This window comes from Enterococcus sp. DIV1083b (assembly GCF_051713705.1).
GTDB lineage: Bacteria > Bacillota > Bacilli > Lactobacillales > Enterococcaceae > Enterococcus_D > Enterococcus_D casseliflavus.
Window position 1 is genome coordinate 786448 of sequence record NZ_JBIOQJ010000001.1, and the last position, 25056, is coordinate 811503.

Here is a 25056-nt window from a genome sequence, read left to right on the forward strand (position 1 = left end):
AGGAAATAGAATGGCCTATCAATTCGCACAACGTATCATGACATTAGAAGCATCTCCATTAAGAGAGAATGCAAAAAAAAATATGGAGTCTGCAGCAGCTATTTCCTTTGCTTACGGATTTCCACCGACAGAAGCATTTCCAATGGCTACATTGAAAGAGATCTCGCAAAAATTATATAACGAAGCGGACCCAGAGTCTTTCTTGCAGTATGGGGCATCAGAGGGGTATCCGCGCTTACGGACCTTGATCAAAGAACGTTTGCGTCAATTGTCAAATATCGATAACGAAGAGGAGGTGCTGGTGGTTTCGGGCTCGACCCAAGCCATGGATTTGGCGGTAAAAGTCTTTTGTAATGAAGGCGATGTGGTGTTATGCGAGGAGCAAACATTTTCCGGTGCGGTGAATGCTATCAAAGGATATGGGGCGATACCAGTGCCGGTACCGATGGATCTTGCAGCAGAATCAATGGATCTTGACGCTTTAGAAACAATCCTCAAAACAGACGCAAGAGTGAAAATGTTGTATCTGATCCCCACTTTCCAAAACCCTTTAGGCACATCAATGCCATTGGAAAAACGTAAAGCCATTTATGCATTGGCATGTCAATATGATGTGCTGATTTTTGAAGACGATCCTTACGGTGAGTTGTTGTATGAAGGTACACCGATCCCTAAGATGAAAACATTAGATACCGAAGGACGAATCATTTATGCGGGATCTTTTTCAAAAATTTTGGCACCCAGCAGCCGGATTGGTTTTATGATGGCTGCTGGTCCTGCAATGGAAAAATTGATTTTGGCCAAGCAATCCGCCGATTCCCACACCAATTTTTATTGGCAAGTGGTATTGGCCGAATATATGGATCATCATGATTTCGAAGGTCATGTGGCCCAATTGACCTTGTTGTATCAAGAGAAATATGCCCGCATGCTGCAAGCATTACAGGCACTGCCAACGGATAAGCTTACCTTTATCAAACCAACAGGCGGCTATTTTATCACCTGTTTCCTATCGACTGAGATGGACGCAGAGCGGTTCTATGAATACCTTGATGAGGCGAAAGTTGCGGTCATTCCAGGCAATATCATGAGTGTTGCGGGAAAAGGCTATGAGCATTCATTTCGGCTGAATTTTACGAAGCCGACATTGGCACAGATCGATCAAGGGATCGCTTTATTAGGTGATGCGTTGGAATACGCTATGCCGCCAGCATATGAAGGGGTCATTTAGGAGGTGTTGCCAATGAAATTGATTTATTACGGGGTAAGTGAAGAGGAAATTGCTTATATCGAACGGTGGCAATTTATCCACAAAACACCAGTGACGATCGTAATGGAGGGCTTGTCTTGGGAGAATATCCATTTGGCAGCAGGGCACGACGGCATCTGTTTGTATCCTAGTCTGGCTATGCAGCAAGATGAGTCCCTGTACCAACGCTTGCATATTTTAGGGATGAAGCAGTTATCGATCAAATCAACGGGGGTCGACGGTCTTCGTTTTGACTGGGCGCAAAAGCATCAGTTGACGGTCACCAATGTCCCTTCTTATAGCCCAACATCGGTGGGCCATTACACTGTGATGTCGATCTTGATGGTTTTACGCAATATTCCAGCAATGATCAAAGGAAAACTTGATCGACGGTCTGTGATTGGTCGGGAGCTACAAGACGTAACAGTCGGTTTGTTAGGCACTGGTCGAATCGGTGCTCTAGTCGCAGAAGCGATTTATCATATGGGGGGACATGTGATTGCCACTAGTAGGAGTGAAAATCCTCGGTTGAAGGGGATTGTCGAATATGTGTCCTTTGAGACCTTGATTGCTGCATCGGACGTCTTGTCGATCCATATCCCGCTGACAAAAGCATCAGAAGGGCTATTTTCGGCCTCTGTTTTTGCACAGATGAAGCCTGGCAGTTGTCTGGTCAATACGGCACGTGGGGGAATCGTTGATACGGATGCGTTGATTGCCGCACTCGCGCAAGGGCGTTTGTCTGGTGCTGTATTAGACGCTATCGCCAATGAAGAACGGTATTTTTCAGTTGGGTGGGATCAAAATCCTTATTATCAACAGCTGAATCAACTGCCAAATGTGCTTTTGACCCCGCATATTGCGTATTATACCCAATTGGCTGTACAAGAAATTGCAGAAACAGCTTTGAACAATGCAAGAGATATTTTGCTAGAAGGACAATCTGCCAATACGATCGCGCTTTGAGCGATAGAAAAGAAAGGGTGGGAGTATGCTGCAAGCAGAAATCAAAGGATTGAAGAAGTCTTTCGATAAACAAGTCATCTTAAAAAATGTTGGCTTACAAATTGAACGTGGGGAAGTTGTATGCATCATTGGTCCTAGCGGCTCTGGAAAAACGACCTTTTTGCGTTGCTTGAATTTGTTGGAGCAGCCTGATGCGGGGAGTTATTCTATCGGTGACTTCCAGTATGATCTCGCACATATTGGCAAAACCCAACGATTGGAGATCGCCCGCAAAACAGCGATGGTCTTTCAATCCTATGAGCTGTTCAGCCACATGAATGTGTTGCAAAATGTGGCGGAAGGACTACGCACACCACGGCGTTTCCCAAAAAAACTGGCAGAAAAAGCAGCGTTATCTGCCTTAGAAAAAGTGGGTTTGGCAGATAAAGCTATGATGTATCCTAGTCAACTGTCTGGCGGACAGCAACAACGTGTAGGTATCGCCAGAGCGATGGCTTTGACGCCAGAATTATTACTGTTTGATGAACCCACTTCAGCGCTCGATCCAGAACTTGTCGGTGATGTCCTAAATGTCATGAAGCAACTGGCTGATAGTGGGCAAACGATGATCATCGTGACGCATGAAATGCAATTTGCACAAGAAGTCGCGGATAAAGTGATATTCATGGCGGATGGTGTGGTGGTAGAAGCGGGAACACCAGAAGAAATTTTTGAGGATCCGCAAGAAGAATGTACACAGCAATTTTTGACACAAGTACGTTTTCAATTAGCTGTATAGAAGCGAGGCACAATATGGAAAAGGTGAACAGCTCTAGTCGGCTTTGGTCGAAAGATTTTTACTTAGTGATGGTGGTCACGGTACTAGCAATGACAGCCATCACGACCCAAATGGGGACTATGCCGTTATATGTTGCTTCTTTAGGTGGTTCTAAAGCAGTATCCGGCGCCATTGTAGGTGTCTTGGGGCTATCTGCTTTGTTTTGCCGTTTGCCAATCGGTGTGGCATTGGATCGATATGGACGCAAAGTCTTGCTTTGTATGGGATTAGCCATTCTGTTGATTGATTTTAGTTTATTGAATCTGCTGCAGGGGCTATTGATGCTTTTTTGTCTGCGCATCTTGCAAGGGGTGGGCAATAGTTTGCAAGCGACAGCAGCAGCGACGATGGCAGTTGATACGATTCCTGAAGGCAAATTAGCAGTCGGATTGGGGTATTTCAGTATCGCCCAGGCTGTGCCGAGTGCCATCGGCCCGTTGATAGGACTTGCTGTTGTAGAAAATTATGGATTTCCTGTACTTTTTCGGATGGCTGCCTTGTTGAGCGGAACAGCTTTTTTGTTGAGTTTCTTTTTGAAAGAACAGCCCTTTTCACGGAGGAATACGCACTCTGGCGAAGCGAAATCATCGTTACGAGAACTGCTTCGCATCAAAGCGGTTGTGTTTCCTAGCGGTATCCTTTTTTTGATATGCTTTGCCAATTCTGGCGTGGTGGCGTTTATTGCACAATATGCCCTTGAACGTGAGATTATCGGCGCAGGCTATTATTTTACGGTCATGTCGATCATGACGGTCACAACACGGGTCGTATTTCCACGTTTGCTCGCCAAAATCCAAACGGCTACATTGATTTATGGCAGTTTATTATTGATTTTGGTTTCTTTTTGTCTGTTGCCATTTACGACACAGCTCAGTAGCTTGCTTCTGGCCGCGAGTTGTTATGGTGTCGGTTATGCCGGCTTATTGCCTGTGATGAATACGATTGTATTAGAATCGGTGTCTGAGGCGTAGCGAGGGCAAGGGACAGCGGTATTTTCAGCAGCCTTAGATGTAGCTTATGGAGGTGGGGCTTTTTTGTGGGGAATCATCGCCAGTCTTTTTGGCTTTGACATGATGTTTTTTGGGTGTGGTCTGTTTGCTTGTGGGGCGATGATTGTTTATCGCTATTTCCAATTATCTCAGCGTTGATGTTAGGAAATTTAACATAGGATGTAATCTGCAACTTGCGCTTCTGTTGTTTTCTCGATAAACTGAGAAAATAATGAGAACGGGGGATGATTATGGATAACTTAGACCGCAAGATACTGAACATCATGCAGCAAAATGCCCGAGTCACTGTCAAACAGATCGCAGAGCAATGCTTTATTTCATCGCCATCTGTTTCTGTGCGGGTACAAAACCTTGAAACCCTTGGGTATATCCGTTCTTATCAGGCACTGATCGACTACCAAAAACTTGGTTATCTGATCAAAGCGTATGTCCATTGCGCAGTGAATGCCAAAGATAAAGAAGCCTTCTATGCCTATATCGCAGACATCCCAAATGTGATCGAGTGTGACTGTATCACTGGAGATTATTCTATGCTCTTGAAGGTTTATTTTAGTGATACGGTCGTCTTGGATCGGTTTATCACAGATTTGCAATTTTATGGGGATACCAAAACCCACATTGTATTTTCAACGAATGTCGGACCACGAGGGTTGCAAGTGCCAGTCGATGACCAGTGACCCCTGTATATAAAAAAAGCGTGCCTGTCTATGTGAGATAAGCGCGCTTTTTGGGTTTTCAGAATTGATATCCTCGAGAGGGAACTGGCGTCGAGAAAACGATTTGGGTGTTGGTTCGACCGAATTTTTGCAAGTCATTGATAAAGCTGTCCAATGATTTGGTAGAAGGGAAAACGACTTTGATTAACATTGAATAAGGGCCGGTGACACAATCACATTCCAACACATTGGGGATCGCCTGTATGAAAGGATAGAAACTTGCTTTTTGCTGTGGTTCGATCGACAGGTGGATAAATGCTTTGATCGGCAAGCCGGCTTGTTCATAGTCAATCGTCGCTTGATAATACAACAATTGCTCGGTTTCTTCTAAATGTTTTATTCGTTGGGAAACAGCAGGTGCAGTGATGAATAACGCTTCACTTAACTTTTTGATCGATAACCGACCATTTTGCTGCAACAGATTCAACAACTTTTTATCTAGTTCATCCAAATACTTTCCTCTTTTCTGTTTTTGTACTGTTTCTCTTTGTTTTTCAAAGTGAAAGGAATCAATTTCAAGGATTAACAAAGAGATGGCTGAAAAGGCTCGTGTCTTTTTCTCTTATGTGATATTTTATCACATATAATACAAAAAGGGGCGTTTAAATCATGATGAGGATCGAATCAGATACAATTGGCAGTCTACCTATATACGAGGGGGCTTATTATGGTATTCATAGTTATCGCGCAAAAGAAAATTTTGCTTTCACTGATCAAAAAGTTGATCTGACGATGATCAAACAAGTAGCACGTATCAAAGCCGCAGCTGCGCTAGCCAATCAACAATCTGGCACGCTATCCAAAGAAAAAGCACAAATCATTGTGACTGCTGCGGAAGAAATCATCATGGGCAAGTGGGATGAAGAATTTATTGTTGATACATTTCAGGGGGGAGCAGGAACATCCACCAACATGAATGTGAATGAAGTGATCGCCAATCGCGGGTTAGAATTGATGGGGCATAAGAAAGGGGAATATCAATATCTTCATCCTTTAGACGATGTCAATCAAAGCCAATCCACCAATGATGTCTATCCTAGTGCTGGGAAACTGGCTTTGCTTGTATATATTGAACAATTGGATGAAGCGCTGGTACAGTTGATTGACAGATGGCATATGAAAGCGAAAGAAGTTCAGCACGTGGCAAAAATGGGGCGAACCCAACTGCAAGAGGCGGTGCCAATGACAGTAGGGGAAAGTTTCGCTGCATATGCCCACAGTTTGACGCGTTGCCGTGAACGGCTGCACCACTTATCGGCAGAACTATTGACCTTAAATATGGGTGGGACAGCCATTGGGACAGGTCTTAATGCGTCCTATCGCTATCAAGAATACCTCTATCAAGAATTGAACCGACGTTTTCCAAGACCCTTACGGCCAGCGAATGACCTGATTGATAGTACACAGCATACCGACAGTTTCGCCTCGATTTCAGGTGGATTAAAAACGATTGCCATCACATTGAACAAAAGCGCCAATGATCTGCGTCTCTTAGCCAGCGGTCCGCGAACTGGTTTTCATGAACTCAACTTGCCAGCAAGACAAGCAGGCTCATCGATCATGCCGGGCAAAGTCAATCCAGTCATTCCAGAAGTTATCAGTCAAATTGCATTTCAAGTGATTGGAAATGACGGTGCCATCACCTTTGCGGCAGCTTCCGGAGAATTGGAATTGAATGCTTTTGAGCCGGTGATGTTCCATAATTTATTTGAATCATGTCAACTGTTGACCAAAGCGTGTCAAATTTTTGCCGATAAATGTGTGGCAGGTATTACCGTCAATGAAACAGCTTGTTTGAAAGCTGTAAATAACAGTACAGGGACTATTACAGCCCTTTCACCGCAAATTGGTTATGAAAAAGCCACTGCTTTTGTCAAAGAAGCATTGGAAAAAAATTGTTCCATCGAGGAGCTATTAAAGCAAGAAGAATTCTTGCGGACAGAAACTTATCAGTAAGGAAAAACTGAAATATCCATATACCTAAAAGCCTAAAAGCATAAAAAAATAAAAAACTTATCTGTAGTAGGGATTTGTGTCTGGTAAAAGACACTCAATCTCGCTGAGGATAAGTTTTTTAGATTTTTGTCAATGAGTCAAACAAAAGTATGGTAATCCATCTTAAAATTTATATAGACAGAATGATATTCAGTTTAACTCAGGAGAGTGTAAAATATTTTGTGTAAATAGAAAAAAGGAAGTCCCTTCTGTAGAATAGAGTTACCACAACACATTCACAGAAGAGAGGACTTCCCTATGAACGATTTTACTACAGAAATTCTAAAGACTCTAGCGAACAAAGGCGATTTGAATGAATTATTCCGTGTCCATTTGGAGAAAGCAGTCAATACGCTTCTCAAAACGGAGTTAACGGCTTTCCTAGATTACGAAAAGTATGATCGCATTGGTTTTAACACGGGTAATTCTCGTAACGGCTCCTATGACCGTACGGTCAAGACCGAGTATGGGGAACTTCATCTCCAGATTCCGCGCGACCGCAATGGTGAGTTCAAGCAACAGACTGTTCCTGCTTATAGACGGACGAATGACACGTTAGAGGAGACCGTCATTCACCTCTTCCGAAAAGGTATTACCATGTCGTAAATCGCAGACTTGATTGAGAAAATGTATGGGCATCACTACACGCCCCAAACCATGTCCAATATAACAAAATCATTTGCAGAAGAGGTAACGGCGTTTAAAGGGCGGGAGCTTCATGACCGTTATGCTGCTATTTATATGGACGCAACGTATATTCCGTTAAAGCGGAAAACCGTCGCCAAGGAAGCTATTCATATCGCAGTTGGCATTCGCCCGGACGGATCAAAGGAAGTATTGAGCTATGCGATTGCACCGACTGAATCCATCACGATTTGGGAGGAAATTTTATTGGACCTTCAAGAGCGCGGTTTGAAAAATGTCCTCCTGTTCATCACGGATGGCTTAAAGGGGATGGTAGGAGCGATTAGTCGGTTCTATCCCAAAGCTCGTTTTCAACATTGTTGTGTACACGTTTCCCGTAATATCAGTCACAAAGTGCGTGTCGATGATCGTAAGGAAGTCTGTGATGATTTTAAAATGGTGTATCAAGCCTCATCTAAAGAGGTGGCGTTGGAAGCACGTGGTGCTTTTGCGGAAAAATGGAAAACCAGCTATCCAAAAGTGGTTGAATCGATTCTTTCGAACGATCACTTGCTCACTTTCTATGATTTCCCCTTGGCCATACGCAAGAGTATTTATTCTACGAACTTGATTGAATCCTTTAATAAGCAAATCAAGAAATACAGCCACCGCAAGGAACAGTTCCAAAACGAAGAGTCGATGGAACGTTTCTTAGTCTCGTCTTTTGATACTTACAACCAAAAATTCCTAGGTCGCAGTCATAAAGGCTTTCAACAGGCCGAAGGCGAACTTGAACAAATGCTAAGCCAACTGATTGAGAATTAGAAACAATCTGCAGTAGGGAAGAATCATTTACACAAAATTATTGACGCTCCCCACTCAAAAAAGTGCATATAAGCTTTTCAATGTATTAAATAATAAACTTCCTATTGTTTTTGTAGGTGATTTTGAGAATATAATTAATAATGAAAATGACTATCTAAGAAAGATTATTGATCAAAGGGTTGAACTTCCTTATGTTTTACATCCTCAAAAAATTTGGGGAGACTATTTTGAAAGATTGGGTACTATCTTTGATTTAGAAATTAAAGAAAGCTTAGCAACAATATTTATAGAAGATAATAGAAATTTACGTGACTTAGATCAATTTAGTTTTTACCTAAAACAAGAATTAATAAAATACAAGAAGCTAGGACATACACAAATTGAACAACAATTGCAATTATTTATTTGTACTTATTTTATCCAGATAAGTACAAAGATACCCTTAAATCAAAAAAATTTTTAGGATCTGTGGAGTATCAAAAATATAAGAATGATGAAAAAAATCCTACACGTAGTTACCAAAAAAAAAACTGAAGACTTACTTTCAGATATACTTGAATATAATCAAAATTATCCCCAATGCTTCATTGATAATCCTGAGGGCTATTTTATTTATGAAAGTATCTCTAGCTTATCCATTGTAGACTGTGAAGAGATATTAAAAGATTCGGAACTTCTGAGAAAGAATATAAAAGGAGTAGAATCTTTTAATGACGATTTTTTCCATTTCATTAGAAGTAGGTTTGAAAATTTTGATTCTACTATGAGAGATAACTTATTACATCTGTCATGAGTTGACTGCAGAATCAGAAGATCTTGAAGTAACTGTCACTTATTCGCCAAACATGATCGAATCTACGGAGACCAAAGAGGTCAAGCAAACGATCCATTATGTTTATGAGGACGGTAAACAAGCCGCGTCAGACAAGACGGACACTGTGACTTTTACACGGACAGTGACAACGAATGAAGCAACAGGTGACAAAACTTTTAGTGAATGGCAAGCCAAAGATGATGATACAACGTTTGATGAAGTGAAAAGTCCTGAAATCAAAAACTATCACGCAGACAAAACAAGCATTGAGGAAGTCACAGGTTTGACAGCAGAGGACAAAGATCGCGAAGTGACTGTCACTTATTCGCCAAACATGATTGAATCTACGGAAACCAAAGAAGTCAAACAAACGATCCATTATATGTATGAAGACGGCAAAGAAGCCGCGTCAGACAATGTAGACACGGTCACGTTCACACGCACAGTGACAACGAATGAAGCAACAGGGGAAAATACCTATGGAGAATGGCAAGCCAAAGATGATGATACAACGTTTGATGAAGTGAAAAGTCCTGAAATCAAGAACTATCACGCAGACAAAACAAGCATTGAGGAAGTCACAGGTTTGACAGCAGAGGACAAAGATCGCGAAGTGACTATCACTTATTCGCCAAACATGATTGAATCTACGGAAACCAAAGAAGTCAAACAAACGATCCATTATATGAAGGCAGTGCTGTTTTTAAAAATAGCTACAATCCCGCAAAAGGAAGTGCGGTTCTAGAAGCAAGTAAAGAACTAACTGGCAAAGCACTAAGTGCAGATGAATATCGATTCCAGCTGTTGGACGAACAAGGGGAAGTGCTCCAAACCAAGACCAATGATGCCAACGGAAAAATTTACTTCGATGCAATCGACTATGACCAAGCTGGCACATACAAGTATACGATCCGAGAAGTCGTAGGGACAGATAGCACGATCACCTATGACCAAACAGAATACCATGTAACCGTAAATGTGGAAGACCAATCGGGGCAATTAGTGTCAAGTCCAAGCTATGAAGGCAGTGCTGTTTTTAAAAATAGCTACAATCCCGCAAAAGGAAGTGCGGTTCTAGAAGCAAGTAAAGAATTGACTGGCAAAGCACTAAGTGCGGATGAATTTCAATTCCAGCTGTTGGACGAACAAGGGGAAGTGCTCCAAACCAAGAGCAATGATGCCAACGGAAAAATTTACTTCGATGCGATCGACTATGACCAAGCTGGCACATACAAGTATACGATCCGAGAAGTCGCAGGGACAGATAGCACGATCACCTATGACCAAACAGAATACCATGTAACCGTAAATGTGGAAGACCAATCGGGGCAATTAGTGGCAAGTCCAAGCTATGAAGGCAGTGCTGTTTTTAAAAATAGCTACAATCCCGCAAAAGGGAGTGCGGTTCTAGAAGCAAGTAAAGAATTGACTGGCAAAGCACTAAGTGCAGATGAATTTCAATTCCAGCTGTTGGACGAACAAGGGGAAGTGATTCAAACCAAGAGCAATGATGCCAACGGAAAAATTTACTTCGATGCAATCGACTATGACCAAGCAGGCACATACAAGTATACGATCCGAGAAGTCGCAGGGACAGATAGCACGATCACTTATGACCAAACAGAATACCATGTAACCGTAAATGTGGAAGACCAATCTGGACAATTAGTGGCAAGTCCAGCGTACCAAGAATCGATTATTTTCAAGAATACTTATGTATCACCAAAACTTGGGAAAGTAACTCTGAAAAAAGTAGACAGCGAAACAGGAAAACTACTGGCAAATGCAGAGTTTGAGCTGCAAGATTCGAAAGGAAATATTGTACAAAAAAACATAGTTACGAGCAAAGATGGAAAGGTTGAGATAAGTAATTTAGAAGTAGGAGAGTATCAGTTGATTGAAACCAAAGCACCGAGTGGTTATCAAATTGATAAAACACCGATCAAATTTTCAATAAATGATCGCTCCACTAATATATCGAAGCCAAAAGTGTTAGAAAAAGAAAATAAAAGGATAAAAAAATCAGACAGTGCTGCTCTGCCTAAGACAGGAGAAACTGCAGATCAACGATATGTTCTCGTTGGATTGTTTTGTATTATTGGTTTCATCTTGTTAATGATATTTAAAATTTTAAAGGTCAAGAAACAATCTTAATCTTGCATACTATGAATGAGAAAAAGAGCTATCAAATAAGATTAGTCATATCAACAAAAGGAGCTGGATTCCCCAGCTCCTTTTATAATTGCTTTATACAGCTCAAAAAGTGGTGATAGTCACTATTTTGCAGGATTGCTTGTTGAATATCTTCACGATCCATCAACTCTAATAAAAGACTATAGATTTCTTCGGTATCTTCATATTCGTCTTTTTGAATCGCAAAGAGAAAGACGAATTTAACCAAATCACCATTTCCCCAATCAACGCCGTCAGGAATGATCGCCACTGAAACGGCTGAGCGTTTTGCCATCAAGGTCATGGGATGGGGGATAGCAAGCCACTCGTTAATATTGGTCTGATTGATTGCTTCTCGTTTTTTCACACTGTCATAAAAATCTTGGGGCACAAAATCTTTTTGGTACAGTTGCTGCGCCATTTTCTTTAGTAAGGTTTCTTTATCTGCATGATTTTCATGAAGAAAAAATGCTTTTTGAAACAATGAATAGATACCATCTTTTGATTCACTGAGCGTTTCAATGAACGGTTCGATTTTGCCAATTTCTTTATCTAGCTTGGCCATGTTGATGTAAATAGAAGGAACCGAGAACTGTTCTAATGGAACGGTTGTGATCACAAAATCAATGGCAGAAAGATCACATTGTTGTAGCTCGACGTAAGAAAAGCGATCAACGACTTCGATCGTTTCTTGATAGTGCTTGATAATTTTTGCTTCAATAATACGACTCATGGCTCGACCGGTTCCGCAAACAAGGATGACGCGATGTTTATGATGATTTCTGATGGAACTCCTTTCCATAGCACCTGCGATGTGCAAAGCGATATAGCCGATCTCATCAGGAGAAAAATAAAAACCGTGTTTCAGGCTTACCGTTTCTAAATGAGTCAAACATAAATCATAAGCCTGTGGAAAAGATTTTCTGATCGTTGCCAGCAATGGATTGCTACGGCGTGCATCCATTAGATTCATGTTGATAAAGCCCTCAATATGAGATGTCAAATCGTCTATTAGCATCTTGTCTGTCTCTAACGCATAGTTTGACGTCTGTTTGATCGCAGTTAATAATTCTTCCACAATGGCTTTCGCAGTTTTCGTGGAAGAATCGCTTGCATCGCCTGTTTCAACTAAACGTGGTGCATTCATCGCAAGATAGTAAATGAAGTATTGTTTTTCTCCAGCAGTCAATTGTATATCAAATGCATGATCGATTTCTTCTAAGAAGTGACCAACAACTTTCTGGGCGTCTTCTTTGAGCGCGGGCACGTGCAAGGGAAATTCGTTGATCTGATGGCCAGCTATAAAGCGACTGATTGCTAAAGCAAAATGAGAAAGAATGTTTTTATGATAGTAGTCAGAGTCTAACAAGTCTAAGGGCGCCAGATGATTTAATGACAATTCTTGCAAGCGGGTCAGATCAATCGTATCAAACAACTCAAGTTCCATTTCCGTAAAACCCACCAAATACTCTTGGAGATCTTTTTCAATCAAAAGATCACTGATTGCTTGTCGCTTGGCGAATTCGTTACCCAAGACTTCAAAGCCAATATTTGGACGATTTACTATTTTTAATTGATAGGTCGCTAAATTGTCTCGAGCCGTTTTTAAGTATGAGTAAAAGGTGTTTTTACTAATAAATAATCGATCAAGAAAATCATCTAAGGATAAAGGGTTTTCATTCTTAAATAAAAGGAAAAGTAGATAGGCTTGTCGTTCTTCACTCGTAGTTAGAAAGGACTCGGTAGTCGACATACTTTCAGTCCACCAGTCATGAAATCGTTCTTTTGAACCAATAGACAACAAATAGCCTTGCCCTCGAATCAACTTGATGGAGGCACCCACATTTGTTAACAAATCATTCAAATTTGCAATGTCGGTCCGAACCGTTCGCTCAGAAATCGAGAAGCTTTTTGTTAACTCCTTCATTGGTAGCGGCGCCGTTTGTCTAGTTAATACTTCCATTAGATCATCTAATCGTTGATAAGCAAGTTTTGACACTTGTTTCACCTCCGTGCTCTTTCTCATCATACAATAGAAAGAATAAGAATGAAATGCTTCACCAGTACCGAAAATTTCCAGAAGAGTTGGCAATCATTTTGGAAAACGCTTTACTAATGATTGCCACTTGAATTGGAAATTTGTTGTGTTTACATCGTGAATTAGAAACCGTAAATTAAACGTGTACAGAAAATAAACCACACGAATTACGCTAATGGTTTCATAATAAAGGAAAGGAGCAGATGAGATGGATTTTCAGAAAAAAAATATTCTCTTGAATGTGGCTGTTACATCAAAAGAAGAACTGTTTCACGTAATTGCGCATCATGCCTATGAATCAGGGATCGTTACCAATGCAGCAGATACATGTGCGGCATTCATTGAACGGGAAGCACAATATTCAACCGGCTTACAAGAAGGCTTTGCTATTCCACATGCAAAAGCTGAACACGTTTTGGAACCGACCGTTTTGTTTATTCGTTTAGAGCAAGCCATCGAATGGGAAACCTTCGATGATTCAGCAGTCAAAAATGTGTTTGCTTTGATGGTTCCTAAAAAAGATGAAGGAACGGTGCATCTGCAAATGTTGAGTCGCCTAGCAACCGCATTGCTTGAAGAGACATTCATCCAGCAGATTCAACAATCAGAAGACAAAGCTTATTTAGCAGAATTGATCAAAAAGGAAATGATGGGAGAGAAAATTGTATGAAAATAGTAGGAATTTCCGCCTGTCCAGCTGGATTGGCACATACACCGATGGCGGCAAAAGCTTTAGAAAAAGCTGGTGTGAAACTTGGCTATGAGGTCAAGATCGAACAGCAAGGCTCATTAGGGCAAGTCAATGAGATCACTGCAGCCGAAGCAAAAGAAGCGGATTTCTTGCTTTTAGCGACTGACCAAAAAGTTGTTGGGATGGAACGGTTTGAAGGAAAACCGCAAATTCGAGTAAATATCAATACGTGTATCAAGGCACCGGAAGCGGTGCTGAAGAAATGTGTAGCTGCTGTTGAACAAAGAAACGCAAACTAAAGGAAAGAGGCAAGGATGATGAAAAGAGTTCTAGCAGATTTAAAAGGCCACTTGATGAGTGGAATTAGTTTTGTACTGCCATTGATTATTGGTGCTTCACTGGTTGTTGCCATTCCGAAAATGATTGCTCTTGGTATGGGGATCACAAGCTTAGATCCTTATGCTGACACGGAAGGCTTTAAACATGCGCTTTATTTGATTGAACAAGTAGGGTGGGCAGGAATCGGCTTGATCAATACTGTCTTGGCTGGTTTTATCGCGTATTCTGTTGGAGATAAGGCTGCGCTAGGTGCCGGCTTTATCGGTGGTGCAGTCGCTTCTAGCACCAATGCTGGGTTTTTAGGGGCAGTTATTGCTGGGTTCTTAGCAGGATACTTAGTGAAGTGGGCGAAAGAACATATCAAATTACCGGAGTCGTTTGCTGGGGTGATGCCGTTGGTAATTTTACCTTTGATTGCTACATTGTCCGTAGCAATCGTCATGGGCGCCTTACTCTCTGAGCCCTTGGCGTGGATCAATACTAGTTTGGTTGAATGGATCCGAACCATGATTGAAAATGACGTTAACAAAATTTTACTGGCATTCATCATGGGGGCAATGATTGGCTCTGACTTAGGGGGACCTGTAAACAAAGCTGCTTGGATGGCAGGAAATGTGTTACTAGCGGAAGGAGTCTATTTACCAGCCATCATCGTGAACGTTGCGATTTGTGCGGTACCATTTGGATATGCCTTAGCAACTTTGTTCCACAAAAATCGATTCAACAAAGAGCTACTGGATGCTGGGCGTAATAACTTTATTATGGGGTTCATCGGAATCACAGAAGGAGCAATTCCTTTTACATTAGTCAATCCATTACGGCTTGTGCCGATCAACATGTTGGGAGGTGCAATTGCTTCTGGTTTGGGGATCGCATTAGGAATGTATGACAAAATGCCACCAGTTGGGGGAATCTACGGCTTCTTCACTGTTGGAAACGGTTGGGCGTATTTGATTGGACTATTTGCAGGAGCAGCCTTCATCGGTTTTGTCGCGCCTTTATTCGTGAATTTCAATAAGCAAGAAGAACAAACAGAAGATATTGCCCTCGATGATATTGAAGTGAGCTTTGAAAACTAAGTAACAAGGCTGATTAGCTAAATAGTAGCAAAAGAAAAGGCACGAGCAGGTGATTTTTCAAGAACGCTTTAAGGTATCTGACAAGGACAAGACTTGGGGAAGAAAACAAGAGTATTTGAAGAGAAACGATTTTCAAAATTCGAAGCATTTATGTAAGGATCAAATGATGCGTACCAGATGGTAAAAAAATTGAGAAAAATTAATAGGCACGAACGACACCCATCGTTACGTGCCTTTTTTAATCACGGGAGAGGAATGATTGAATGAAAAAAACAGTACATGTCGTACCCCACAGTCATTGGGATCGCGAATGGTATTTTACGACGAGTCGCTCGAAAATCTATTTGATGCACGATCTAAAAAACGTCATTGAACAACTAGAAAAGGATGATCCTTATGAAAGTTTCATTTTAGATGGACAGGCTTCTCTGTTAGATGATTACTTGAAATGGCGCCCACAGGACAAAGAAAGGATTCAACAACTTGTTCAACAAGGAAAATTGATCATTGGCCCATGGTACACACAAACCGATCAATTAGTGATCTCGGGAGAAAGCATTGTTCGTAATATGTTATATGGCATGAAAATTTGTGAAGCATTCGGAACCTACATGAATGTCGGCTATGTGCCAGATTCTTTCGGACAAGCAGCTAGTATGCCACAAATCTATCGTGAGTTTGGTATCACAGACACAATGTTTTGGCGCGGTGTCAGTGATGACGATGTTAAACACACAGAGTACAAATGGCGTGGAGAAGATGGTTCTGTGGTCAATGTTTACCAGATCCCAAGTGGGTACTACATTGGCGGTGCCATTCCTGAACGAGAAGCAGAATTAGCAGAGTTCTTACATCAAGAACCGTTTAAAACGACTTGGGGGCGCAGTGCAACGGATCAAGTGTATTTTCCAAATGGTTTCGACCAAGCACCAGTTAGAGAAAATCTTCCAGAATTGGTTGATCGAATGAATCAACTGTATCAGGATGAGTATGAGTTACAATTTTCAACGATCGAAAAATACATTGCTGCGGTCAAAGTACGCCATCCTGAGTTGGAAGAAATCGCTGGTGAACTGATCAACGGCAAATTGATGCGAATTCACAAAACGATTTTTTCTTCACGTCCTGATTTGAAGGCGATGAACACACAGATCCAACATTACTTAGTCAATGTCATGGAGCCTATCTTAACCATGGCTATGCAATTAGGATTTGAGTACCCCGTAGAAACAGTCATAGAGATTTGGAAGTTAATGTTTGAAAATGCGGCGCATGATTCGATCGGTTCTTGTGTTTCTGATACGACCAACGAAGATATCTATATGCGCTATAAGCAAGCGCGAGATATTTCTATGAATCTTGTCGAATTGATGTTACGACAGATTTCTACTGCAATCAACAACCCACAAGCAAAAGAAATTACTTTTACGCTTTTCAATACCTATGACACAAAACGTAATGGGGTGATCGAAGCAGAGGTTTATTTGCCGCAAAAAGATTTTGCGATCCTTGACCAGTCAGGTCAGGCGTTACCTTATACGATTTTAGAGCTTACCGACCAAACGGAGTATGTGTTGAATCAGGGGAACATATTAGATCCAGTCAAGGAGATCTATTTGCCGGAGAAAGTCTATAAAGCAAAGATTGCCATAGAAACGACTGATGTGCCGAGTATGGGGTATACCCAGCTGACAATTGATTTAAAAGGTGATACAAGCGCACCATTGCAGGAGATTACAACCAATACGATCGAAAATGAGTACTATCAGATCACTGTCAATAGCAATGGCTCGTTAGATATTCTAGATAAAACCAATCAGGTGCTTTATCAAAATCAAGGGATCATTGAAGAAAATGGCGACGATGGTGATTCATTCAATTATTCACCACCTGTGAAAGATTTTGTGATTTCATCAATTGATGCGCAACCAACGATCTCGATTCAGCAATCAGCAATCTACCAAAAGATTGATGTGGTATTCACGCTGAGGGTTCCGAAGGATTTAGCTGAACGTGCAGAAAAGAAGGTCTCGGCTTCACTACCGATCCAATTGACGATCGTGTTGAAAAAACAATCGCAACAAATTGATTTCAACTTAACGGTTGAAAACCAACAAGTGGATAGTCATCGGGTATGTGTGCTATTTGATACCGGAATTGCCTCGAAATTTTCGCTGGCTGACCAACAGTTTGGCACGTTGCAGCGCCCTGTTGTGTTTGAAAAAGAAATGGCTCTTTGGGAAGCTAATAAAGAGCAATGGAATGAGCAGCCGATCGCCATAGAAACTTGTCAATCGTTTGTCGGTTTATTCGATGCATCCCATGGCGTAGCAGTCATGCCCAAGGGTGTACGTGAATATGAGATCGTGGGGAAAGCGTTTGATACGATTCGCTTAACGATTTTCCGAACCTATGGCTTCATGGGGAAAGAGAATCTACTGTATCGACCAGGGCGTGCTTCAGGAGAATCAGTGATTGCGACACCAGCTGCGCAGTGCCACAAAACGATGCATTTTGATTTCTCTGTTGCTTACTTTGCTAAAGGATTTGATCAAGCAAATGTTGCACAGAGTGCCAAACAAGCAGTAACACCGATCACTCTTTATCAATCCGCAGAATTCCTGAATTCCCGCTTGATATTTACTTTAGGACCGGTTGAACCAACCTTACCGGCAAACTTTAGTCTTTTTGAGATCAATGGCAATTTGACCCTGAGTGTATTGAAAAAAGCCGAAGATCGTCTAGGTTATATTTTGCGTCTATACAATGGGCTTTTAGATGAAGGTGGACACGCAACGATCACATTCAACCATCCAGTGAAGTTAGTAGAAACAGTCGATTTAAAAGAAGCTACAAAAGAAGCACTGGTTGTGGAAAAGAATGTAGTCACTCTTGAAAAGATAGGCCACGCAAAATTTGTGACATTGTATGTAGAGTAATTGCTACTGAGAAAAAGTCACGCGAAGCGGCGAGTCCGCTTGTGCCATAGAAAAGTGAAAAAGGTTCGTAAGTCTTATCAAAGTATTTACGAGCCTTTTTTAATACTAATGCGAAACAGACGAGAATCTTTGTAGGTTGAATGCCAATAGCGAATGTATACCTAAGCCATCCTTTCCAAGGTATGCAAAAATCTCTCCTCTGTACGAGTTGCACGAAAGGAGGAAAGTCAGAAGGCAGCTTGTCGGTTTTCTTTTAATTCTTATTTCCATCTCAGTTTATGTAGTTTTTGGTATTTCACATCAGCGGCGCAGAACGGGCTTTCTTGACAAATAAGCATTCTAAAAATATAGTTGAGTCAAAAGCTGCAAGACAGGAGAATATCATGAAAATTAGAGCCGCAGCATTGTCTGATCATAAAGAACTAACTCATTTGTCGAAAGTACTAGGCTATCCAATCGAAGAAGAAGTATTGATCGAAGGCCTAAAGAGAATTTTAGCTGAGGAGGATCATCTCTTGCTTGTTGCCGAAATAAAGGGTAAAGCAGTTGGGATGATTGAAGCACAGCCGTATTCAACAGTTTATTCTGCTGGGCAATTTTTTAATGTCCTAGGTTTGGTAGTGGATGATCAAGTGCAAAAGCAAGGCGTTGGCGGGAAACTACTGTCGGCAATTGAAGAAGAAGCCCGACAGCGAGGAATGCAAGGCATTCGATTAAATTCGAATGTTAAACGCCATGCTGCTCACAGGTTTTATGAAAATCATGGCTACCACAGCAGTCATGAACAGAAACGGTTTATCAAGGAATTATAAAAATACAAAGACGCTGGAGGAGTGACAAACGACACTCCAGCGTCTTTTTTTGTATTCACTTTAATTGGTTCAAAAGACTAATATTTATGGAATCAATGCTAACAACAGCCGTTTAATCTCCTCATAAACCTCTCCGGTTTCCGGCGTCACACGTTGACGATTCTGAATGATAAAAAGATCACGATAGCGGTACTCTGGATCAAGTTCCTGCCAAGGCAACTCTTCTGGTAATGAAAGTTTCGAAATGATCGATTTGCCGATGTTTTGTTTTAGTAGGGACAAAATCACTTCGCTATTATTGGCTTTGATGATTTGCGGATTTAGGTGCTGTGCGTAAAGATAGGTTTCGTTAATGTAATACATCCCCGAGTCGTTTTCTCGCAAGACCCAAAAATCAGAAGCGAGGTTGCCTGCTAACACCAATTCATCGCGATAAACGAATTCTTTTTGGATCAATGGCGAAACGATTGATTTTTCGATCAGGCCGATATGGGCTTTGTTTGATTCGACGGCATCGATCACTTCTTGCGAATTCATGATTTTGATTTCAAAGGCAAATGTTGGAAATTCTGCAATCAGCTGTGCCATGATGCTAGGCAGTAAGTAAACGGCGGTGGTATTCGAACAAGCGAGCACACACGCTGTTTTAAAATTTTTGGTGTCTTTGGCTTGCGAAAAAATAGTGGACAATGAGCGGAGGGACTCGACCACACGAGGATACAAAAACTCCGCTTGGCTAGTGGGTAAAATCAATTGTTTTCCTTTACGTTCAAAAAGTTTGAAGCCAAGTTCCGCCTCTAATCGTTGGATTTGCAAGGAGATCGTTGGCTGAGTTTTATAGAGCTGTTTTGCGGCAAGACTAAAGTTTCTCGTTTCATAAACAACAATGAAGGTTTTGAGCAATTCAATCATTTTGCGGACTCCTTTATTATTAATAATATTTATAATTAGTATTTAAAAGTACAATTTTACAAATGGTTATCAGGTGATTATAGTATAAGTGTAGAGAAAAAAGAAAGCAAATTTAATTGAAATTTTCATACGTTAAGAAAGGATGAGTTGATGAAAACATCGATCCAGCATTTTTTACATTCATTGCCAATCCCGATTTGCGGCTTGATTTTAGGCACTGTGTCTTTGGGGAATTTATTGTATTCAGAAGGAATGGAGACGGTTGGAAATGCGTTTTGCACCCTTGGTATTTTCATCATGGGGCTCTTCCTTCTGAAAGTATGCTTTACATTTAAGCACACGATGTCAGAGTTGCAAAACCCAATCGTTGCTTCGGTGGCGCCGACCTTTACGATGGCGCTGATGGTGATCTCCACTGTTTTTGAACGGGTCATTCCCAATGCAGTGGTGAATGATCTGCTCTGGTGGGGGGCTATCGGCTTACATTTTGCTCTAATGATCTATTTTGTTGTCGTGCATATTTTGCCTGTCGACCTTTCGCTGGAATACATTTATCCAAGCTGGTTTATTACCTTCGTCGGGATTGGCGTAATTCCCAATACTTCTGCTGTCTTTTTTAAAGAGCTAGGGGAAGTGATCGTCTGGATCGCATTGGTATTGTATTTTGCGCTTTTGCCGATTATTTTAAAGCGAGTCGTCCATCAAAAGCTGACGGAACGTGCGGCAGTTCCTTTGATCACGATTTTAACAGCACCAGGTTCTCTTTGCTTAGCAGGTTACCTTTCCGTATTTGAACAAGGCTCTGCTTGGTTTGTCGCCTTTATGCTGTTATTGTCACAAACGATTTATTTCTGTGTTGTCGCTTATATGAAAAACATGCTGGCAGTCGGGTTTTACCCAAGCTATGCGGCATTTACGTTTCCTCTTGTGATCTCGGCGACTGCAATGTTCAAATCAGCACTGTTTTTTGCGAATCACCCACTGATATTTGGGTTTCTACAAGCCTTAACGATTATTGAAACCAGCTTTGCCGTGATTGTCGTCTGCTATGTGTTAGGAAAATATGCTGTTCATTTGTATCAGCAAACCAAAGCGCTGATTGCCGGTCATAGTTATTAAGGAAACACAAAAAATCATCCATTTTTTGAGAAAATGCGTACTCTACGCAAAACAATAGCACAAGTATTTGAAAAGAAAGGGAAGGGATCGCACATGAAAAGTACAAGCAGAAAAGTTGTCGTTGTCGGAACAGGTTTCGTTGGAACGAGCATTGCGTATTCCATGATCAATCAAGGACTAATCAATGAATTGGTCTTGATCGATGTCAATCGAGACAAAGCAGAAGGAGAAGCCCTCGATTTGTTAGACGGTATGTCATGGGGGCAAGAAAACATCAAAGTTTGGGCGGGAGAGTACTCGGAATGTAAAGATGCTGATATCGTCGTTATTACTGCAGGGATCAACCAAAAGCCAGGACAAACACGGCTTGAATTGATCGATGTGAACGCCGAAATTATGGCAAGCGTCACAAAACAAGTGATGGCTTCAGGCTTTGATGGCGTGCTTGTCATCGCTTCAAACCCAGTCGATGTCTTAACTTATCAAGCATGGCGTGTGTCAGGGCTGCCAGCCAATCGTGTTGTTGGTACGGGAACGACCCTCGATACCACAAGACTTCGAAAAGAAGTGGCGGCAAAATTAGCCATCGATCCACGGAATATTCATGGGTATATCATTGGGGAACACGGTGATTCGGAAGTCGCTGTCTGGTCCCATACAACGATCGGTGGTCAACCGATCGTAGAATTGATCAAGCAAAAGGATCGTTTGACCGTTGCCGATCTAGCGGTTCTTTCTGAACGAGTAAAAAATGCCGCCTATGAAATCATCGATCGAAAACAAGCAACATTTTACGGGATAGGGATGAGTGTCGCAAGAATCGTTCGAGCGATCTTAAATGATGAGCAAGCGATTCTGCCGGTGTCTTCCTACCTTGATGGGGAATATGGCATCAACGATTTATTCACAGGTGTTCCTGCAGTCGTGGACCAAAACGGCGTCCGCGAAATTATTGAATTGACGCTTACCCCTGAGGAAAAACGGCAGTTTGATACTTCGTGTCATCAGTTACGAGCAGTAATTTCCACAATTGGACAAAGCAAAGTCAGCTGATCTCAAGAATACTAGTAATGAAATCCTCGTGTTCGTTTTTGCCAAAGCATGGTTCGACTATTTACGGTCGGCCATGCTTTTTTTACATCTAGCCAAGAATGTTAAAAGGAAATGGCGTATTTTACGCGAAACGCCCACTATTCAACTCTCTTTTTTCTCACTCCTTTAGAAAAAACATCCTCAGTGAATGACAGAAAAAGAATGATCGATCAACCTTGCAAACATTTCGAGTTGTAAAAAGTGACAAAGTGTCACCTTGTGTGGTATTCTTCAAAAAGTGACACTTTGTCAACATTTGGAAAACAGGAGGAAAGAGCAATGTTTCTGGCTATAAAAGAAATGCATTATTCAAAATTAAGATATGGGCTGATCGTAGGAATCATGTTTTTGATTGCCTATGTTGTTTTTATATTGTCTGGCTTAGCTACCGGACTTAACTGGGATTTTAAAAAGGCCATCGTCGACTGGGATTCATCCGCGATCGTTTTATCAGAAGATGCGAATGACACATTTGCGGCTTCGCAATTGACGAGAGGGGATCTAGACCGTGTAGCAGGAACCCAAAAAGCCCCGATTGGTTTATATAGCAGTGTCATCACGGTCAACGATGAACAAGTCAATGTGACTGTTTTTGGTACACAAGACGATGCGTTCTTGTTACCAGAAGTCTTAGAGGGCAAGCTGTTTTCAAAAGAAAATGAGATCACGATTTCAGAAAATTTAGCAGAAGAAGGTATCAAGGTCGGAGACCAAGTGAAAATCGGACGCTCAGATGAAACCTTCAAAGTCGTTGGGATCACCCCAGAAACGTCTTATACGGTGTCACCAGTGATTTATACTTCCCTCGATACTTGGACGAAAATGAAGTTTGCTAATCAACCATTTGCATCTGACAAGGAGCAGCCCATCAATATCATTGTGACCAAATCAAGTGATCCGAAAGTCGATAACCAAGAAGGAACCCAGCTTAAAGTGTTGGCAACGGAAGACTTTATTGAAAAGCTTCCTGGATTTTCTGCCCAAAACTTGACCTTAAATGCCATGATCTACTTCTTATTTGTCGTTGCAACGGCAATCGTGGGGATTTTCATGTATGTGATCACCCTGCAAAAAACGGCGATTTTTGGTGTGATGAAAGCCCAAGGCATTCGGACCAGCTTTATTGCCAAATCAATTATTGCGCAAGCATTTATGGTCGGTGTGATCGGGGTAGCCCTAGCCTTTGCGGCGGCATACGGCACCAGTTTGTTTTTACCAGATGCCATGCCATTTTTCTTTGAATTCAAGCAATGGCTGCTTTATAGCGGCATCTTGATTCTCGTGGCAGTTCTAGGCGGCTTATTCTCCATTCGGACGGTCACAAAAGTCGATCCAATCACGGCAATAGGAGGGTAACAAAGATGAAAGACATTTTAGTAATGAAGGATATTATAAAAAAATTTGGCAAGCAGCATACCGAAGTAACGGCATTAAAAGGACTGAATTTTCATGTTCAAGAAGGGGAATTTGTCAGTATCATCGGTCCTTCTGGTTCAGGAAAAAGTACCTTTTTGACCATCGCTGGCGGCTTACAAAGGCCAACATCGGGAGAGATCATCATCAACCAGGTGAACTTTTCCCAATTAAATGAAAAGCAACGAGGGAAGTTGCGTTTTAAAGAGATTGGGTTTATCTTGCAAAGCTCGAATTTGATCCCTTTTCTAACGGTAAAGGAACAATTTTATTTGGTCGACAAAGTTTCAGGAAAAGCCAAGGAAAAGGAACGGATTGATGAATTGCTTGCTTCATTAGATATTCTCGATCTTCAAGACAAGTTTCCCCGCGATTTATCTGGTGGGGAACGTCAACGAGTAGCGATCGGCAGGGCGTTGTTTAATGACCCCAGCTTGATTTTGGCGGATGAACCAACTGCCAGCTTAGACACCGATCATGCGTATGAAGTGGTGAAGTTATTGGTGAAAGAAGCGCATGAGAAAAAGAAAGCGACAGTCATGGTCACTCACGACGAGCGAATGATCCAATGGAGTGATCGTATTTTCCGAATGGAAGATGGCAATCTGATCGAACAAAACGCCCCGTCAAGAGAAACTGCACAAGTCTGAGTGGAAAAGTAGAGGGATTTGTTTATAATAGAGGGAGTAGATTGCGAATGATGGAGGAGAATCCCTTGCCAAGTACAACATTTTTTCATTTAAAACAAGAGAAAAAAGAAAAAATCGATGCCGTGCTTTTAGAAGAATTCTTCAGCAAGCACATCAGTCAAGTCAAGGTCTCTGCCATCGTCGAAAAGTCGCACATTTCTAGAGGGGCGTTTTACAAGTACTTTCAAAACTTAGAAGATGCCTATGACTATGCGATCGCCGACTATTCAAACCAAATCCATTCTGCGATTTTTACGTTTATCAATCGCAACAAAAATGATTTTTTCAAAGGGATCGAAGAATACTTGGCTTGGTGCAGTCAATGGTCACCTGAAGATGATCATTGGAAAATGATCCACTTATGTACCCAAAGCAATGCCTGGACGAAGCGCGATGCGATCTCTGACGATTCGCCCATGATTCGTCAGTGGTTGGAGCTGTTGGAAGAAAATCGCTTTACGATCCATGATACGCAAGAAGCTGTCAGTTTCCTTTATTTTATTATGGCGGTCGTGATGGATAGTCTGACAGATTTTATTTCGAATGAATGGACCGCAAAAGAGCTGATCAAAGATTTTCGCTATAAGGTGCAATGGATCAAGTATGGAATCAAAGAGGACAACAAAGAGGACAATGAAGAAGAATGAACGCTTCGGCAAGAGGATGGACCAAATGCCTCGCACGGCGGAAAAGTTCATATATAAGGAAAGAGGTGCCCGACAACCGAAATAGTTGTCGGACACCT

22 protein-coding genes and 1 pseudogene are annotated in these 25056 nt (G+C 41.5%); 20 read left to right on the forward strand and 3 right to left on the reverse strand.

Annotated features, from left to right (window positions below):
- The first annotated feature begins 10 nt into the window (after positions 1-10).
- The 5 genes from IGI69_RS03700 (at position 11) to IGI69_RS03720 (ending at position 4719) form a co-directional block, all read left to right on the forward strand.
- Entirely contained in the window at positions 11-1231 is a 1221-nt protein-coding gene (locus tag IGI69_RS03700) for a PLP-dependent aminotransferase family protein (protein WP_060792671.1), read from the forward strand.
- Between the two features lie 12 nt (positions 1232-1243).
- Entirely contained in the window at positions 1244-2215 is a 972-nt protein-coding gene (locus IGI69_RS03705; protein ID WP_081117243.1) for an NAD(P)-dependent oxidoreductase, read from the forward strand.
- A gap of 25 nt (positions 2216-2240) precedes the next feature.
- Positions 2241-2993: an amino acid ABC transporter ATP-binding protein gene (locus IGI69_RS03710; protein ID WP_060792673.1), complete on the forward strand. Its 753-nt coding sequence runs from the start codon at positions 2241-2243 to the stop codon at positions 2991-2993.
- Between the two features lie 14 nt (positions 2994-3007).
- Complete coding sequence (locus tag IGI69_RS03715) at positions 3008-4003, forward strand: MFS transporter (protein ID WP_438739741.1); 996 nt, start codon at positions 3008-3010, stop codon at positions 4001-4003.
- 269 nt (positions 4004-4272) lie between these two features.
- Positions 4273-4719, forward strand: a complete 447-nt coding sequence (locus IGI69_RS03720; RefSeq protein ID WP_005470356.1) for an Lrp/AsnC family transcriptional regulator — start codon at positions 4273-4275, stop codon at positions 4717-4719.
- 58 nt (positions 4720-4777) lie between these two features.
- Here IGI69_RS03720 and IGI69_RS03725 read toward each other — a convergent pair whose 3' ends face one another.
- On the reverse strand, positions 4778-5209 hold the full coding sequence (locus IGI69_RS03725) for an Lrp/AsnC family transcriptional regulator (RefSeq protein WP_003125427.1): 432 nt from the start codon (positions 5207-5209) through the stop codon (positions 4778-4780).
- Positions 5210-5367: 158 nt separating this feature from the next.
- Here IGI69_RS03725 and IGI69_RS03730 point away from each other — a divergent pair, with 158 nt between their 5' ends.
- The 5 genes and pseudogenes from IGI69_RS03730 to IGI69_RS03750 all read left to right on the forward strand — a co-directional run bounded on the left by IGI69_RS03730 (position 5368) and on the right by IGI69_RS03750 (position 11170).
- The gene (locus IGI69_RS03730; protein WP_081117241.1) at positions 5368-6714 is read left to right on the forward strand and encodes an aspartate ammonia-lyase; all 1347 of its coding nucleotides are present in this window, start codon (positions 5368-5370) and stop codon (positions 6712-6714) included.
- 297 nt (positions 6715-7011) lie between these two features.
- Positions 7012-8202 (forward strand): annotated as a pseudogene (locus IGI69_RS03735) (IS256-like element ISLgar5 family transposase).
- A 40-nt stretch (positions 8203-8242) separates the two neighbouring features.
- Positions 8243-8665, forward strand: coding sequence for a hypothetical protein (locus IGI69_RS03740; protein WP_438739744.1), 423 nt, complete (start codon positions 8243-8245; stop codon positions 8663-8665).
- 331 nt (positions 8666-8996) lie between these two features.
- Positions 8997-9761, forward strand: coding sequence for a mucin-binding protein (locus IGI69_RS03745; protein WP_060792677.1), 765 nt, complete (start codon positions 8997-8999; stop codon positions 9759-9761).
- A complete protein-coding gene (locus tag IGI69_RS03750) occupies positions 9662-11170 on the forward strand; it encodes a Spy0128 family protein (RefSeq protein ID WP_438741492.1) in 1509 nt (502 codons plus the stop codon). The genes IGI69_RS03745 and IGI69_RS03750 overlap by 100 nt, the downstream gene beginning before the upstream one ends.
- An 82-nt stretch (positions 11171-11252) precedes the next feature.
- Here IGI69_RS03750 and IGI69_RS03755 read toward each other — a convergent pair whose 3' ends face one another.
- Positions 11253-13187, reverse strand: a complete 1935-nt coding sequence (locus IGI69_RS03755) for a BglG family transcription antiterminator (protein WP_060792678.1) — start codon at positions 13185-13187, stop codon at positions 11253-11255.
- Between the two features lie 247 nt (positions 13188-13434).
- Here IGI69_RS03755 and IGI69_RS03760 point away from each other — a divergent pair, with 247 nt between their 5' ends.
- From IGI69_RS03760 to IGI69_RS03780, 5 genes are all read left to right on the forward strand, one after another.
- Entirely contained in the window at positions 13435-13896 is a 462-nt protein-coding gene (locus tag IGI69_RS03760; RefSeq protein WP_438739746.1) for a PTS sugar transporter subunit IIA, read from the forward strand.
- Positions 13893-14216 carry a PTS fructose transporter subunit IIB gene (locus IGI69_RS03765; protein WP_005225262.1) on the forward strand — a complete coding sequence of 108 codons (324 nt, stop codon included), beginning with the start codon at positions 13893-13895 and terminating at the stop codon, positions 14214-14216. The genes IGI69_RS03760 and IGI69_RS03765 overlap by 4 nt, the downstream gene beginning before the upstream one ends.
- A gap of 18 nt (positions 14217-14234) precedes the next feature.
- Complete coding sequence (locus IGI69_RS03770; protein WP_060792679.1) at positions 14235-15335, forward strand: PTS fructose transporter subunit IIC; 1101 nt, start codon at positions 14235-14237, stop codon at positions 15333-15335.
- A 263-nt stretch (positions 15336-15598) separates the two neighbouring features.
- The gene (gene mngB, locus IGI69_RS03775) at positions 15599-18274 is read left to right on the forward strand and encodes a mannosylglycerate hydrolase (protein ID WP_005225264.1); all 2676 of its coding nucleotides are present in this window, start codon (positions 15599-15601) and stop codon (positions 18272-18274) included.
- Positions 18275-18657: 383 nt separating this feature from the next.
- A complete protein-coding gene (locus IGI69_RS03780; protein ID WP_005225265.1) occupies positions 18658-19086 on the forward strand; it encodes a GNAT family N-acetyltransferase in 429 nt (142 codons plus the stop codon).
- 84 nt (positions 19087-19170) lie between these two features.
- Here the strand turns inward: IGI69_RS03780 and IGI69_RS03785 are convergent, their stop codons facing one another.
- Positions 19171-19998, reverse strand: coding sequence for a LysR family transcriptional regulator (locus tag IGI69_RS03785; protein ID WP_081117234.1), 828 nt, complete (start codon positions 19996-19998; stop codon positions 19171-19173).
- Positions 19999-20148: 150 nt separating this feature from the next.
- Here IGI69_RS03785 and IGI69_RS03790 point away from each other — a divergent pair, with 150 nt between their 5' ends.
- From IGI69_RS03790 to IGI69_RS03810, 5 genes are all read left to right on the forward strand, one after another.
- Positions 20149-21117, forward strand: a complete 969-nt coding sequence (locus IGI69_RS03790) for a TDT family transporter (protein ID WP_060792681.1) — start codon at positions 20149-20151, stop codon at positions 21115-21117.
- 93 nt (positions 21118-21210) lie between these two features.
- On the forward strand, positions 21211-22170 hold the full coding sequence (locus IGI69_RS03795; protein WP_010747562.1) for an L-lactate dehydrogenase: 960 nt from the start codon (positions 21211-21213) through the stop codon (positions 22168-22170).
- Between the two features lie 318 nt (positions 22171-22488).
- A complete protein-coding gene (locus tag IGI69_RS03800; RefSeq protein ID WP_431399605.1) occupies positions 22489-23565 on the forward strand; it encodes an ABC transporter permease in 1077 nt (358 codons plus the stop codon).
- A gap of 5 nt (positions 23566-23570) precedes the next feature.
- Positions 23571-24272, forward strand: a complete 702-nt coding sequence (locus IGI69_RS03805; protein ID WP_060792683.1) for an ABC transporter ATP-binding protein — start codon at positions 23571-23573, stop codon at positions 24270-24272.
- A 47-nt stretch (positions 24273-24319) separates the two neighbouring features.
- Positions 24320-24958 (forward strand): TetR family transcriptional regulator, encoded by a 639-nt coding sequence (locus IGI69_RS03810; RefSeq protein WP_060792684.1) that lies wholly within the window; start codon positions 24320-24322, stop codon positions 24956-24958.
- The last annotated feature ends 98 nt before the right edge of the window (positions 24959-25056 follow it).